Annotated in this window: 12 protein-coding genes; all 12 read left to right on the forward strand. The window is 43.2% G+C overall.

The genetic code is table 11. The features are described 5' to 3' along the window. Positions 1-108 precede the first annotated feature (108 nt). The 12 genes from ACXAEO_RS06820 (at position 109) to ACXAEO_RS06875 (ending at position 14,778) form a co-directional block, all read left to right on the forward strand. Entirely contained in the window at positions 109-1,344 is a 1,236-nt protein-coding gene (locus ACXAEO_RS06820) for an MFS transporter (protein ID WP_474879533.1), read from the forward strand. 130 nt (positions 1,345-1,474) lie between these two features. Continuing rightward, positions 1,475-2,230 carry a cupin domain-containing protein gene (locus tag ACXAEO_RS06825; RefSeq protein WP_474879535.1) on the forward strand — a complete coding sequence of 252 codons (756 nt, stop codon included), beginning with the start codon at positions 1,475-1,477 and terminating at the stop codon, positions 2,228-2,230. Beyond that, positions 2,200-2,541, forward strand: coding sequence for a cupin domain-containing protein (locus tag ACXAEO_RS06830; protein ID WP_474879537.1), 342 nt, complete (start codon positions 2,200-2,202; stop codon positions 2,539-2,541). The genes ACXAEO_RS06825 and ACXAEO_RS06830 overlap by 31 nt, the downstream gene beginning before the upstream one ends. Before the next feature lie 88 nt (positions 2,542-2,629). Further along, positions 2,630-3,646, forward strand: a complete 1,017-nt coding sequence (locus tag ACXAEO_RS06835; RefSeq protein WP_474879539.1) for a LacI family DNA-binding transcriptional regulator — start codon at positions 2,630-2,632, stop codon at positions 3,644-3,646. Positions 3,647-3,661: 15 nt separating this feature from the next. Continuing rightward, positions 3,662-4,372: an alpha/beta fold hydrolase gene (locus ACXAEO_RS06840; RefSeq protein WP_474879541.1), complete on the forward strand. Its 711-nt coding sequence runs from the start codon at positions 3,662-3,664 to the stop codon at positions 4,370-4,372. Between the two features lie 35 nt (positions 4,373-4,407). Continuing rightward, positions 4,408-5,193: an HpcH/HpaI aldolase family protein gene (locus ACXAEO_RS06845; protein WP_474879544.1), complete on the forward strand. Its 786-nt coding sequence runs from the start codon at positions 4,408-4,410 to the stop codon at positions 5,191-5,193. 21 nt (positions 5,194-5,214) lie between these two features. Then, positions 5,215-6,366 carry an ester cyclase gene (locus ACXAEO_RS06850; RefSeq protein WP_474879546.1) on the forward strand — a complete coding sequence of 384 codons (1,152 nt, stop codon included), beginning with the start codon at positions 5,215-5,217 and terminating at the stop codon, positions 6,364-6,366. Positions 6,367-6,848: 482 nt separating this feature from the next. After that, the gene (locus ACXAEO_RS06855; RefSeq protein WP_474879548.1) at positions 6,849-8,147 is read left to right on the forward strand and encodes a DEAD/DEAH box helicase; all 1,299 of its coding nucleotides are present in this window, start codon (positions 6,849-6,851) and stop codon (positions 8,145-8,147) included. A gap of 29 nt (positions 8,148-8,176) precedes the next feature. Then, positions 8,177-9,370, forward strand: a complete 1,194-nt coding sequence (locus ACXAEO_RS06860; RefSeq protein WP_474879550.1) for a DEAD/DEAH box helicase — start codon at positions 8,177-8,179, stop codon at positions 9,368-9,370. Between the two features lie 400 nt (positions 9,371-9,770). Then, entirely contained in the window at positions 9,771-11,210 is a 1,440-nt protein-coding gene (locus tag ACXAEO_RS06865) for a GntP family permease (protein WP_474879552.1), read from the forward strand. Positions 11,211-11,389: 179 nt separating this feature from the next. After that, positions 11,390-13,213 (forward strand): WG repeat-containing protein, encoded by a 1,824-nt coding sequence (locus ACXAEO_RS06870; RefSeq protein WP_474879555.1) that lies wholly within the window; start codon positions 11,390-11,392, stop codon positions 13,211-13,213. A 143-nt stretch (positions 13,214-13,356) separates the two neighbouring features. Continuing rightward, positions 13,357-14,778 (forward strand): sigma-54 interaction domain-containing protein, encoded by a 1,422-nt coding sequence (locus tag ACXAEO_RS06875; RefSeq protein WP_474879558.1) that lies wholly within the window; start codon positions 13,357-13,359, stop codon positions 14,776-14,778. Positions 14,779-14,881 lie beyond the last annotated feature (103 nt).

Here is a 14,881-nt window from a genome sequence, read left to right on the forward strand (position 1 = left end):
GATTGATTTAGCAAGTTCGACAAGTCATGCCGAATTTGCTAAACCTGAGCGGAAGGCAGCTTGTATGTGCACGAAAAAAGACAAACTAAATGAAGATGGGGTGGCAAATTGAACAAGTCCTTGTTTCGTTTTGATATTGTGTTGTTCTTTTTTATTAGCGTGTTGTTTTTTATCAGTATCTCCGCATTTGACCCGTTCATCTCAGCTTATGCATCGGATTTAGGAATACAGCCGGCTATCATTGGAAGCATTATTGGAGCAGCTGGGCTGACGTCACTTTTTACCCGTTTACCTGTAGGGATTTTATCGGATTTGCTTCATCGGAGAAAGCTGTTTTTACAAGCTGGCTTACTTATTACCATTGTGACATGGACGGTGGCATTTTTGTATCCAAGTGCAACAACCCTCTATATTGGAAAATTATCAGACGGCTTAACAAGTGCAACATGGGTCATCTATAATGTTATGTTTGCCTCTTTATTCAGCGCAAGAGAAGCAGTGAAAGCAGTGGCCATTTTGTCTGTTGCTTCTCCTGTAGGGTCGTTAGTCGGCTCGACGATTGGCGGAATTATTGCAAATCAATATGGCTATCAATATAGCTTTTTAACGGCAGCAGCAGCAGGAGCGCTTGCGTTTGTTCTTCTCTTTTTTGTAAAGGAAAAAACGGAGCCGGAAAAAGTAGTGCAAAAATACAAAATGAGCACGTTTACCGAGCAGCTAACAGACCGTAAAATTTGGATTCTTTCCATTGTGGGAACAATTGCGATGATGGTTTTGTTTGGCACGAGAGATACGTTTACACCGATTGTTGCAAAAGAATTAGGAGCGAATCCGTTTATTATTAGTTTATTGGCGAATACCCATCTTATTTTTTACGGGGCAGCAGCAGCTTTATGCGGGAGCTTCTTTTATAAGAAACTGGGACTTGTTCAGACCGCGATGATAGGGTTTCTATTGCAAGGAATTGTCGCCATGATTATTCCTTTTGCATCTGCATTGCCACTCTTGTTTGTTTTACAGGCATTCATGGGCATTGGTTTTGGACTATGTTTTACTGTTGTGACATCTTTAAGCATTGAAGGGACACCAGAGTATCAACGATCGACGCGAATGGGGTTGTTCCAAAGCATTTATTCAGGCGGCATGTTTTTTGGTCCTGTTATTATGGGAGTTGTTACGCAAGCCTTCTCGCTTGTGAGCGGGTTCGTTTTAATGGGGACTATTTCACTGTTCGCCATGTTGTTAACGAAATTATTAATTAAGCCGGTCCCGATTGAAAACATCATTTTAAATGCAGAAGAAGTGATTTTAGCAAGTCAAGTAGAAAAGTCCACAACAAGCTAAAAAATGGGAATTTACAATATCTGAATATTGTGATAAGTTTAATTCAATCATCATATCGAATGCGCATTCAAAAGGTGCGTATTCACTTACTGAAAAATTGAATCCGCATTCAAAAAAGGAGGAAGAAAGTATGAAAACAGTGGGATTGAGTGAGAAAATGAGAAAGCGTATTATTCGCAAGGAAGATTTAGTGGCGGACAAAACGGCATTTATCGATGCGCGTACACCAGGGTCGGACCGAAAAGAAAATTATACCATTATCGGCCCAGGTGTGTCAGAAAGCAGCAATCGTTTTATCAACTTAAAGGAAGCGCACGGATTCAATATCGGCGCAGCAGCAATGCCGAATGGCTGCGTTAATTCACTTCACTCTCATGAGACCGCAGAAGTGTTTATTGTTTCAAAAGGCACGTGGTCATTTGTTTGGGGAGTCGATGGCAAAGAAGGGGAAGCAATATTAACAGACGGGGATATCATTTCTTTGCCGACTAACATGTTCCGCGGATTTCAAAACATCGGCAGCGATGACGGTTTTTTACTTTGTATCCTAGGAGAGGATAATCCAGGAAAAGTGATTTGGGCGCCGAAAGTGCTGGAAGATGCGAAAGGGCACGGTCTTGTATTGCTAGAGGATGGACGCCTTATCGATACACTTGCGGGAATGGGCGTACCGGAAGATGGCAAAGTGATTACACCCATTTCTGAGGAAGAACTTGCGCAAATGAGAAAAGTAAGCATAGAGGACATGGAAGCACGTGTTTTCCGTTTTAAAGACCGAAAACCGGTTGAAGGGGCTTATGTTGATTCACACCTTCCGGGCGGAGAGAAAAAAGCTGCGGCATTATTGGCGATGGAATGGCATCTGGGGATCGTCCAGCGATGGTGACGAATCCGCACAGCTTCTCATTAGAATTAGTCGAAGCAGACCCAGGGAACGGTTTTAAGTTCCATCGATTAGAGGTTCCGCAAGTATTGATGGTACATCGCGGACAATGGAAGGTCGCATGGAAAGGAGAAGACGGGGAAGAGGGCGAAGTTATTTTAAAAGAACGAGACATTATGTCCGTCCCGAAAGGTCTATACAGAAGCATTGAATGTACAGGAGCGGAAACAGGCTTCTTGCATGTAGTGTGTGGCGGTGATGAGCGGGTCGCAGTAGAATGGTCTCAAGAAGTAATGGAAGCTGCAGGCAACTAGACTCCCGCTTTTGGCGATAGCAGATGAAGGGGCGGGGGCATCTGCTTGTTCATCTGCTTTGTCAATGATAAGGAGGCATAAGGAAAACATGAGAGTCAGTGCATATGATGTAGCAAAAAAAGCAGGAGTATCCCAATCGACTGTATCGCGTGTACTTAACAATTATCCTTTTATTAAAGAAGAAACTCGAAAAAAAGTATTAGAAGCGATTGAAGAACTAGGATTTACGAGAGATGAAATTGCAAGAGGATTGGCGCAAAAACGAACAAATACGATTGGTTTAATTGTCGGAGATATTGTCAATCCGTTTTTTGCCGAGTCAACGGGTGTCATTATGAAACAAGCTTCAGAAATGGGGTATGATGTCGTCATTTGCAATACGAATCATCAAGATGCACTGTTGGAAAAATCGATTCAAACACTGATTGGAAAACGGGTAGATGGGATGATTATTGCGTCTACAAATAAACATAATCAACAGATTGAACAGTTGTATCAATCTCAATTTCCCGTTGTTTTATACAACACAGCACTCGATAGTGATGAGATGAATTATGTCATTGTGGACAATGAAAAAGGGGCGTATATTGCAACAGAACATTTAATTCAGCTTGGCCACCGCAAAATTGCCTTTATTGCGGGACCATCTACTTTTTACGCAATGGTTCAGCGGATGAACGGCTATAAACGGGCGCTGAAAAGCTTCGGTATTCCGTTAGAGGAACAGTTTGTTTATCAAGATGTATTTTCATACGAAAAAGTATTTGATTTCACTACACGCATTCTTTCGCAGGACAATCGTCCAACAAGCTTCTTTGCAATTTCTGACCAAATGGCATTAGCCGTCTTAGATGCGGTGACAAACCTTCACCTCCGAGTACCTGAAGATATCTCTATTGTTGGTTTTGATGATATTAATGTTGCGTCTAATGCTTATATTGGCCTGACGACGATTGCCCAGCATAAAGAAAAGATGGCGGCACTCGCTTTACAAAAACTGGTCTCCTTAATTCAAGAAGAAGAGGCAAAAGGCACACCAATTCAAATTGTACTGGAGCCAGAATTAATGATCCGTAAAACGACAGGACGTGCACCCCATCATTAAGGGAGGAAAATGGAGATGAGCAAAACACCATTGCTGCTTTTGCCGGGAACATTGTGTGATGCGCAAATGTGGCAGCAGCAAATGAACGAACTAAGTGATGTTGCCGCTTGTGCGGTAATTGCATTAGAGCAAAATTCGATTCAAGCGATGGCACAAACCGTATTAGCACAAGCACCAGAAAGGTTTGCGTTAGCGGGATTTTCGATGGGGGGAATCGTTGCCATTGAAATAATGCGACAAGCTCCGAATCGTGTGCAAAAGCTGGCACTTATGGACACAAATCCAAACCCTCCTCGTCAGGAACAAATTGACGGATGGAAAATGTTCATCCAAATGGCTCATGACGGTCAATTTTCCGCGATTACGCCGAAGTATTTGCTTCCCAATATGATTCATCCTGAACGCAACAACGATAAAGAGATGGTCTCAACGATTCTCAATATGGCGGAAAGTGTTGGAAAGGAGACGATGATCCAGCAGATGACCGCGCTCATGAACAGACCTGATGGCCGGGATGTATTGCCGGCGATTTCATGCCCAACTCTTCTTTTAACAGGGCGTCAAGATGTGCTGTGCACGGTCGGTATGCATGAAGAAATGCGAGACATGATTCCTGAAGCGCAGCTTACCATCATTGAAGACAGCGGACATATGACGACATTGGAGCAGCCAACTGCCGTGACAGAAGCATTGCGTCAATGGCTCATTAATGACAAAGAAATGTAATAGACTCGCACATTCATAGAATAGGGGATGGAAAGATGGGCAATTTATTAAAAGAAAAAATCCGAAATCGTCAAAAAGTGGCTGGTGTGTTTTTAGGTTTTTATTCACCGGCGATTGTGGAAATGCTCGGGTATGCAGGCTTCGACTTTATTGTTATTGATGATGAGCACGGTGCTTTTAGTTATAGTGAGCTTGAAAATATGATTCGTACAGCTGAACTCGTGAATTTGACCCCGATTGTGCGTGTGTCATATGACCAAGCGAGTATTCAAAAGGCACTCGATCGTGGGGCAAAAGGCATTCAAGTGCCGATGGTGAACACGAAAGAGGATGCAATTCAAGCAGTAAGAAGGGCTAAATTTCCTCCATTAGGAGAGCGGGGCGCGGCTTATGCTCATCGTGCAGCACGGTACGGAAAAGATGCCGGCGGTTCCTTTTTCACATCGTCTAACGACGAGATTTTAGTCATTGCTCATATTGAGACGCCGACCGCTGTGGACAACTTTGAAGAGATTATGAGTGTTGACGGGATCGATATGGCATTTCTCGGTTCAACGGACTTATCCGTGAATATGGGGTATTTGGATGGCCCGCATCATGAAGACGTGCAACAGGCGATTTCGCTTCTGTATAAGAAAGCCGAAGCGTTGAATGTGCCAATTGGGACAGTAGCAGGAAACGAAAATGTAATGCGTGGGGAGTTTGATAAAGGAGCAGTCTATGTGGGCATCGTTGGTACAGCGATGATGGCGTCTGCTTTTTCTTCCTTTGTTCAAGCCGCAGAGCCGTATACGAATAAATCAGCTGTTCACAACAAATGAAAGGAAAAGGAGAGAGTGACTATGACATTAGACGTTGAAGTGAAAAATGAAGAAAAAAAGAAGCATCCTTTTCAGCAGAAAGTTTTCTATGGGGATAGTAACGAAGTACATATGGTCGGATTTCATGATTACAATACGTTTAGTCAACCGAAGAAACGAAAGCAAAGCATGGAAGGCTTTGATGACGAGTATGTCGATTTTGTTGACTATATTATGAAAATTACGCACCGTATTTGGGAAGAAAAAGGAATTGGCGTTATTTATGACACGTACCATAACGATGTGACGATGCATTGCGGCAGCGTGAATTTACAAGGCATCAATGCGGTGGTGTCTAACACGATTCAAACGCTGCATGCTTTTCCTGATCGTCGCCTTATGGGAGAAAATGTGATTTGGTCTGGTAATGACAAGGAAGGTTTCTTATCTTCCCACCGCATTTTATCGACCGCTACGAATTTAGGGGACAGCTCTTTTGGTCCTGCTACGAATAAAAAGGTATCGTTCCGAACAGTTGTTGACTGCTTTTGCCACTCCAATCGTGTCGTCGAAGAATGGCTTGTGCGAGATAATTTAAGTCTTGTGAAACAGCTAGGATTTGATCCAATCGAGTTGGCGAAAAACATGGCGGCAGCGGAAGCGAAACAAGGGCAAACGCTTCAATCTCACTTCGGATTAAGTGAAACGAGACAAGGACAATTTGTGCCAGAAGTGTATGTTTCGGAATCGGAAAGCTTTGAAGCGGGAGAATTCATTCTGCAATTGTACAATAACATTTATGAAAGACGTTTGTTTAACTATGTGAAAGATTTTTATGCAGACAATGCGGTGGTGCATTACATTTGCGATAAAGATTTAGTCGGGTTCCAGCAAATTCAAGGGATGTTAATTAGTCTGTTCGCTTCGTTTCCGAACGCCCGCTTTATGATTGACCGCGTAACGTGTAACAAACGGTTTGCAGACGATGAGTGGGATGTGGCAGTGAGATGGCGTCTTGCCGGCCTGCATGAAGGAATTGGCTATTTCGGGTCCCCAAGCGGCAAACCTGTCGACATTCTTGGCATTAATCATTTACGGATTCGTCAGGAAAAAGTGGTGGAAGAGTGGATTACGTTTGACGGCTTAGATGTGCTCAAACAAATCTTTGCGGGCTTTTCTGAAGAAAGTGAGTGAACGGAGAAAGAAAAATATTTTGTACGGCTTTCAAGACATGCGCTTGAAAGCTTTTTTTCATATCGCTTCATGCGGCCATATGATACGTTTAGAAGAGAAAAGGGGGAGAAAAATGGAGATTGAAGTTTATACCCTTAACAAGGGATGTATACATAAGAAACGAAAGCAGGCATATTAGAAGTAGAAGTCCAAGCAGATGGTTTTATCTTTTGGGCTCAACCATTCCCTTTGTTTGCAGAGGAAGTGAACCGAAAGCGTGTAGCCGACTCCTTGAATATAGATTTAGCCGACCTCGCTTCCAATCTTTGTTGGCGGTACTGGTTCTGTGGCAGAAATGAACATAATTTGATTATAATCTTCTTTTTTTCGTGCTCGTTCACTTGAATTGGAAGACATTGTCTTGACATGAAAAAATGAGAAAGCGTAAGATGAAAGTCCATGATTCTTTTTAGGAAACGATTATACTTGAAGGAGGCAATACATTGCCGAATTTTTTAACATTAGGGATACAGCCGCATTGGAATGATGCATTAAGAAAAAATGGGATTGCGGAGCCAACTCCTATTCAAGAACAGACGATTCCGGTCGTACTGGAAGGTGAGGATGTCATCGCTCAGGCGCAAACGGGAACAGGGAAAACTCTTGCGTTTATTTTGCCGATGCTTGAGCGCATTGATAGTAAAGCTCCCCACATTCAAGGATTAGTAGTCGCACCGACGCGCGAGCTGGCGCTTCAAATTACGGAAGAAGTGAATAAACTCGTTTCAGAAAGCGATGATGTGCGGGTGCTTGCTGTTTACGGCGGGCAAGATGTGGAACAGCAAATTAAGAAACTGGATGGTCATGTGCACCTTGTCATCGGGACGCCTGGCCGTCTTCTTGACCATTTGCGCCGCGGAACGATTGACCTTTCATCCGTTTCGATGCTTGTTCTCGACGAAGCGGATCAAATGCTTCATATTGGGTTTTTAAACGAAGTGGAAGATATTATTCGCCAAACATCAGCTAATCGTCAAACGATGTTGTTTTCAGCAACAATGCCAGAGGAAATTCGTACACTTGCCCGTACACATATGAAGAACCCTCGTGATATTAAGGTAGAGGGAAGTCAAATAATCGTGAAAGACATTAAACAAATCCTTATTGAAACGACGGATCGTGCGAAGCAAGACGCATTGCGTCATATGTTGGATTTATACCGTCCGTTTTTAGCAATTATTTTTTGTCGGACGAAGCGACGGGTGAGCAAGCTGAATGAACAGCTGAAAGCACTCGGCTACAATACTGATGAGCTTCATGGCGATTTATCGCAAGGAAAGCGCGAACGAGTAATGAAGCGATTTCGTGAGGCGGAACTTCAGTTTTTAATTGCAACAGATGTGGCAGCGCGCGGGTTGGACGTAGAAGGCGTCACACATGTGTTCAATTATGATATTCCAGAAGATATGGAAAGCTATATTCATCGAATTGGCCGAACAGGACGAGCAGGTGGAAAAGGCATTGCTGTAACATTTGCTACACCAAAAGATCGCGGCTATTTGCAAATGATCGAAAAAGGAACAAAAGGGGCGATCAAACGGAAGGAAGTAGAAGGGATTGTGAAGCCGAAGGAGCAGGACCGCTCAGAAAAACCGGCACGAGTACGTAATCAAACGTCTGCACCGAAGCGAGACAATGAAAAGCGAACAACCCGAGCATCCAATCCATCCGGCTCAAGTCGCTCGTCAAGAGGACCGCAAAGTTCCCGGTCGAGCCGAAGCCGAACGAAACGACATAAATAAACTATGAGTTTGATACAAAGGAGACAACTATGTCAGCATTTTTAACGACAATGAAACCATTTTTACAAGAGGCGTGGAACAAATCCGGCTTTGAACAAGCAACGCCCATTCAAGAAAAAGCGATTCCGCTTATGCTAGAAGGAAAAGATGTAATGGCGGAATCCCCGACTGGGACAGGAAAGACCATTACTTATTTGCTGCCGCTGTTAGAGAAAATTGACCCGAAAAAGCAAAATACACAAGCGATTATTGTAGCGCCTTCTCGTGAATTAGTGATGCAAATTTTGCAAGTGATTCAAACATGGTCACAAGGAAGCGGCATTACGAATACGTCGTTAATCGGCGGAGCGAATATGCAAAGACAGCTCGATAAATTGAAAAAGTCGCCACATGTTGTGGTTGGAACACCTGGCCGCATTCAAGAGCTTATTACAATGAAAAAATTGAAAATGCATCAAGTGAAAACCATTGCCCTTGATGAAGGCGATCAGCTTCTCGTCCCTGAACATTTGCAGACGGTTAAAAACATTGTGAAAGCAACGATGGCAGATAGACAAATCGTTCTGTTCTCGGCAACGCTTCCGGTTCAGACGGAGACGATTGCGAAAGAGTTTATGAATGAGCCAGAGACGGTCAAAGTTACGGCAGATGACATGCCGCCGTCTAAGGTGGACCATCTTTACTTCGTTTGCGAGCAACGAGACAAGCTTGAGATGCTGCGCCGCTTGCTTCATGTCGATTCTTTCAAGGCACTCGCATTTATTAAAGACATTGCCAACTTGACGGTTTATAAAGAAAAGCTGGAATATAAAGGTATTGCACCAGGCGTGTTGCACGGAGATTCGAAAAAAGAAGAGCGCGCAGCAGCCTTAAAAAACTTCCGCAGCGGCAAGTCACCGTTATTATTCGCTACAGACGTAGCGGCAAGAGGGTTGGATATTCAAGGGCTTACACATGTTATTCATGTTGATTTCCCAAAAGATGTAAAACAATATGTTCACCGCTCAGGACGCACAGGGCGTCAAGGTGCGGAAGGAACTGTTATCTCCATTGTAACGGAGCGCGAGGAGCGAGTATTAAAGCAATTTGCTCGTGAATTAGGTATTACCGCGCAGAAAAAAGTGCTGTACATGGGGAAAATTGTGAATGAAGAAGAACAGAGCGAATTGAAGAAAACGCAAAAAAAACCTCGACCAAAAAAAGTGTTTAAAAAGAAGAACTAATTGTGAGAAAAGCGCCCAAAAACGATTGATCCGTTTTTGGGCGCTTTTTTTAGTAAAAAACAAACGATTGAAATTTTTCCGCAAAAGCGGAAGTTTCCGTTTTTGTGGAAAAGTCAATAAGAGATAATTCCGTAAAAACGGAAAAATAAACTCCAAAATCGAAGCCGTACATATGAAAATCCCTTTTTTTCATACATTTTGTGAACAAATGACGAAGATGAAAAAGTTGGCATGAATATTGCAAGGAATAAAGAGTGGGACAAACGTTTTCTCGTGGCAGGAGAAGAAATGGAACTTCATCTATTGTCAGAAACGTTTGAAAACGCTTCCTGATTTAGGCCGAATACAGGGGATACTACAGGTCTAAAAATTAGCTATACATAAGAAAAGGGGGATTTTTATGGAATTTATCGTCATACTTTTATCGCTCGGTCTTTTAATGTTCGTAGCATATCGCGGCTTTTCCGTAATTTTATTTGCTCCGATATGCGCATTGTTTGCCGTTTTATTAACGGAACCAAGCTTTGTACTTCCATTCTTTTCGAATATTTTCATGGAAAAAATGGTCGGCTTTATTAAATTATATTTTCCTGTTTTCCTGCTTGGTGCTATTTTCGGTAAAGTCGTGGAAATGTCCGGCTTAGCGGAAACGATTGCAAAAACCATTGTTCAATTAGTCGGAGCGAAGCGCGCCATTTTGGCTATTGTCATTATGGGGGCCATTTTAACGTACAGCGGGGTTAGTCTTTTCGTTGTTGTATTTGCGATTTACCCGTTTGCGGCTAACTTGTTCCGTGAAGCGAACATTCCAAAACGTCTCATTCCGGGTACGATTGCGCTCGGGGCTTTCACATTTACGATGGATGCCTTGCCAGGTACCCCGCAAATTCAAAACGTGATTCCAACAACGTTTTTCAAAACGGATATTTACGCAGCACCGATCCTCGGCATCACAGGGGCGATTTTCGTTTTAATTTTAGGGATGCTGTATTTAGAATCACGCCGTAAAAAAGCAGAAGCGACAGGTGAAGGGTATTACGGTTTTGACGGAGCGGAAACGGCGGCCGCTGCAGAAGCGGTTGCACAAGCAGATGTACCAAAACCATCAATTGACATTTCGCCAACAGTTTCACGTAAAATTTTGGCGTTTGTGCCGCTTATTCTTGTTGGTGTAATGAACAAATTCTTTACCGTTTCTCTTCCAAATTGGTATCCAGACGGCTTTGATTTTGCGAAAATTGGGCTTGAGTCTTTCGGAAAAGTGGAGTTGTCTTCCGTTTTAGCCATTTGGTCTGTTGAAATGGCACTTGTAACAGGGATTATTGCGACGCTTTTATTTGATTGGAAAAAAGTAAAAGTGAACTTCCAGGCCGGCATTAATGCGAGCATCGGCGGAGCCTTGCTTGCGGCGATGAATACAGGAGCGGAATATGGATTTGGTGGCGTCATCTCTTCCTTGCCAGGGTTTGGAGTCATTAGTAAAGGAATCTCTGAAACGTTCACCAACCCGCTTGTCAACGGGGCCGTTACAACTACGACACTTGCTGGTGTAACAGGTTCGGCATCCGGCGGGATGGGGATTGCTTTAAGTGCTATGTCTGAAAAGTACATGGAAGCGATCGAAAAGTTCAACATTCCACCGGAAGTTATGCACCGTGTTATTTCCATGGCATCAGGCGGAATGGACACACTTCCACATAACGGAGCAGTCATCACGCTTTTAGCGGTAACAGGTTTAACACACCGTCAAGCATACCGTGACATCTTTGCGATTACGATCATTAAAACATTAGCCGTATTCGTCATCATCGGTCTTTATACATTAACTGGATTAGTATAATCGATACGGAAAAAGTGGGGACAAGCGATTGTTTCCACTTTTTTTGTGGTTGAAAAACTAGAAAGGGAACGAGTGGACTGAACGAAAAGAAAACCGGAAATCCGTGGTCAACGTACCTTTTTGCTTTGTGCCCATATGATAAAGGAATAAAGAATTTATTGTAGAAGGAGTTTAAAGCGATGCGGAATGAACGGAAAGCAGTTCAGCTTGTTCCACCATCTTTGCCGTATTTCGGGGAACTGATTGAACAAACAATATATAGCGGAAAGCGCGTAGTGAGGGAATTATTGCTTTATCCTGCCTCTGTGAAGCTGAAGAGCGGAATGAAATGGGGGTATATTGATGGGACGGGGCAATGGCGCATTCGACCACATTACGAGGATGCGGAAGATTTTCAGGAAAATGGGCTGGCCATTGTCCAATCAGGCGAGCGGTATGGGCTTATCGACCGGTCGGGACAGTATGTGATAGAGCCGCAATATGAAATGATTCAGCCATTTCGTGAAAAGCGAGCGGTCGTCATCGAGGAAAACCATTTTCATGTGATTGATGAAGACGGGGTAAAAAAGACGAAAAAACCATATCGGTTTATTGCGTCCTACAAAGACGGGCGAGCACTTTTTTCGGACATAGGAGCAGATGGCAAAACGGCATACGGTTTTTTAAATTTAGACGGAGAAGAAATCATTCCTGCGCAATATGAAACTGCCGGAGAATTTGAAGAGGGAAAAGCAGTAGTCAAATTAGCAGACAATCGCTATGCCTTAATTAATGAAGATGGGGTTGAACTGCACGTATACCCTTATGAGTTTGTTGGCAGCTTAAGTGAAGGATTGATGGTGTTTCAGCCACAGATGCATGAGAAGTACGGATACATTGATGAAAAAGGAACGATTGTCATTTCGCCTCGCTACACAGGAGCACAGCCGTTTAAAGACGGGCGGGCAGTTGTGAACATGGCGGAAGATTATCGTAATCGCTACGGGCTTATTAATAAGACGGGCGAGTTTATCATTGAGCCGCTCTATAATGATATTAATCTGCTTGGAGAAAACCGTGTCGCTATTGGCAAAGCAATCGATGATGCACAGCCGTTTCTCGGTTCCATCTATGCCATTGCCGATACAAGTGGAGCACAGCTGACGGATTTTCTCTATAAAGGAGTGTGGCCGTACGAGAAAGGGTATGCGTCCGCTTATAATGATGAACATACTTTTTTCCTCGATAAAAGTGGAGCCGTGGCACAGCGTTTTCCTGTTGTATCCGGAACAGGCTCTCTTTCATTCGTTGGTTCGGTCATTAAAGCATTCATCGATCAGCGTCTCTCCTATTACGATTTAACGGGGAAATTAATTTATAAGCAAAACACGACGATTCCCCTTAATCAACAATATAGATTAAGCGAGCGGAAGTATAAACCGAATAAAGATTATCTAGTGTATTATCCACAAGTGGAAGGGGTTTTGCTGAACGCTGTTCAAAAGCGGGTGAATAAGAAGCTAAAGGAATTATCCCGTGTGAAAAAAATGAACCCGAACGCCCAGCTGACCTCGTCTTATACGGGAGATTTTTCGGTCACTTTTTTTAAAAAGAAATTGCTTGTTCTGGAGCTATCGGGCTATGACTACCCGTTTGGAGCCGCCCACGGCATGCCTTCACGCATATATCCCCATATCAATTTAACGAATGGTCAGTTTTATGAGTTAAAGGATTTATTTCAACAAAACAGTGATTATGTAAAAGTGCTTAGCGACATCATTGCACAGGAAATTAAAACAAACCCGGAGTATTCGTACGTTTTTCCTGACAGCTATAAAGGAATTGCGCCGGATCAGCCGTTTTATGTTACAGAAGATACTCTTCACCTTTATTTTACCCCTTATGACATTGCCCCGTATGCTGCTGGTTTTCCGACATTTCCGATTCCGTTTGCTGATATTATGGATATTATTGATGTTAACGGACAGTTTTGGCAGTCGTTTCACTATACGAGTACAAATTGAACATGAACAGAAGGCTTCAGAGAGGACCTTTCGCCATCGTTAAGGAAAAAGAAGGAATGAGCGAGAGGTCTTTTCCCAGAAAGAGCAATTTCTGTGCTATCATGGAATAAATGGCAACCTAGAAAAAGGGAGAGAACGTCTTCATGAAAACGAAAGTAAGCAAATTACCGTATGAGTGGCTCGAAGAAATTGTTAACGTAGCCGCAGAATGGATTGTCGTCGTTGACCGAAACGGCCGCATTCAATACATGAATGAAGCCTACTGCCGCTTTTTGCAGACGACATTAGATGAAATATACGGAAAAGAAGTAACAGATGTCATTGAAAATACGAGGATGCATTACGTTTTAAAAACAGGACAAGCTGAAGTCGCCTCTATTCAATCGATAAAAGGGAGCGAAATGATTGCTAATCGTTATCCTTTATATGTAAACGAAGAGCTTGTCGGCGCGGTTGGGACCGTTATGTTCCGTAATTCGCAAGACTGGCTTGATTATTCACAAAAAGTTCAGCCGCTATTGGAGGAACTCACATACTATAAAAATAAATTTGAAAAAGAGCTGCGAAGCAAATATCGCTTTGATGATTTGATCGGCAGCAATCAAGCTTTTTTAGAAGCGAAAAAACTGGCTGAACGAGTATCTGGCAGCCAGTCTTCTGTTTTAATTCTGGGGGAATCTGGTACAGGGAAAGAGTTGTTTGCTCATGCGATTCACCACGCAAGTCCGCGCGGCCAATTTCCATTTGTGCGAATTAACTGTGCTTCCATTCCTGATGATTTATTAGAGTCGGAAATGTTCGGCTATGAAGAAGGGGCCTTTACCGGTGCGAAGCGAGGCGGAAAGAAAGGGAAGTTTGAGCTTGCTCACCGTGGAACATTGTTTCTTGATGAAATTGGGGACATGCCGCTTTCGATGCAAAGCAAACTTCTTCGTGTACTGCAAGAAAAAGAAATTGAAAAAATTGGGGGACGCGCGCCCATTCCAGTTGATGTTCGAGTAATTGCCGCGACGCATCAAAACCTTGAACAAATGGTAGAAGAAGGGACGTTCCGCCAAGATTTGTACTACCGGCTAAATGTCGTGAAAATTGACATTCCACCGCTCCAAGAACGAACGGAAGACATTGTGCCTCTTGCCTTCATGTTGTTGAAAAAGCTTGGGCGAAAATTCCATCGTGACGGCATCAGTTTGTCAAAAGAAGTAGAGCAGCGACTTCTTCGCCATTCATGGCCAGGAAACATTCGTGAGCTTGAAAATGTATTGGAACGTGCTGTGAATGTGCTTGATGGAACGATCGTCCGTATGACACATTTACCGCTCTATTTGCAAGAGGAAGAACTGAAAAGAGCCGAGACAGTGCAGCCAACGAAACAAACAGCTGAAAACGATACATCTCGTCATGCCGTTCGGCCATTGAAGGACGTCATTGCCGAAGCGGAAAAAGAAGCCATCCGTGAAGCACTCAAAGCGGCTGACGGCAACAAGCTCCAAGCAGCCAAAATGCTCGGCATTTGCAAAACAAGCTTTTATGAAAAGGTAAAGCTTTATTCCGCAGAGCTTTGAGAGAATACATAACAGGTTCTTATAATGTGGGGAATAAAAGTGAGTAGTTATGAGACTTTCAGAAAAGAAGGGAATACTTGTTTCTGAAAGTCTCTAATTTTCT

Source organism: Bacillus sp. ABA4_010 (assembly GCF_056159105.1).

What these genes read in the sequence shown, in the direction of transcription:
- ACXAEO_RS06860 (WP_474879550.1), top strand. Translation starts at nt 8,177, where the DNA reads ATGTCAGCATTTTTAACGACAATGAAACCATTTTTACAAGAGGCGTGG.
- ACXAEO_RS06870 (WP_474879555.1), top strand. Translation starts at nt 11,390, where the DNA reads ATGCGGAATGAACGGAAAGCAGTTCAGCTTGTTCCACCATCTTTGCCG.
- ACXAEO_RS06850 (WP_474879546.1), top strand. Translation starts at nt 5,215, where the DNA reads ATGACATTAGACGTTGAAGTGAAAAATGAAGAAAAAAAGAAGCATCCT.
- ACXAEO_RS06835 (WP_474879539.1), top strand. Translation starts at nt 2,630, where the DNA reads ATGAGAGTCAGTGCATATGATGTAGCAAAAAAAGCAGGAGTATCCCAA.
- ACXAEO_RS06830 (WP_474879537.1), top strand. Translation starts at nt 2,200, where the DNA reads ATGGCATCTGGGGATCGTCCAGCGATGGTGACGAATCCGCACAGCTTC.
- ACXAEO_RS06840 (WP_474879541.1), top strand. Translation starts at nt 3,662, where the DNA reads ATGAGCAAAACACCATTGCTGCTTTTGCCGGGAACATTGTGTGATGCG.
- ACXAEO_RS06865 (WP_474879552.1), top strand. Translation starts at nt 9,771, where the DNA reads ATGGAATTTATCGTCATACTTTTATCGCTCGGTCTTTTAATGTTCGTA.
- ACXAEO_RS06825 (WP_474879535.1), top strand. Translation starts at nt 1,475, where the DNA reads ATGAAAACAGTGGGATTGAGTGAGAAAATGAGAAAGCGTATTATTCGC.
- ACXAEO_RS06845 (WP_474879544.1), top strand. Translation starts at nt 4,408, where the DNA reads ATGGGCAATTTATTAAAAGAAAAAATCCGAAATCGTCAAAAAGTGGCT.
- ACXAEO_RS06875 (WP_474879558.1), top strand. Translation starts at nt 13,357, where the DNA reads ATGAAAACGAAAGTAAGCAAATTACCGTATGAGTGGCTCGAAGAAATT.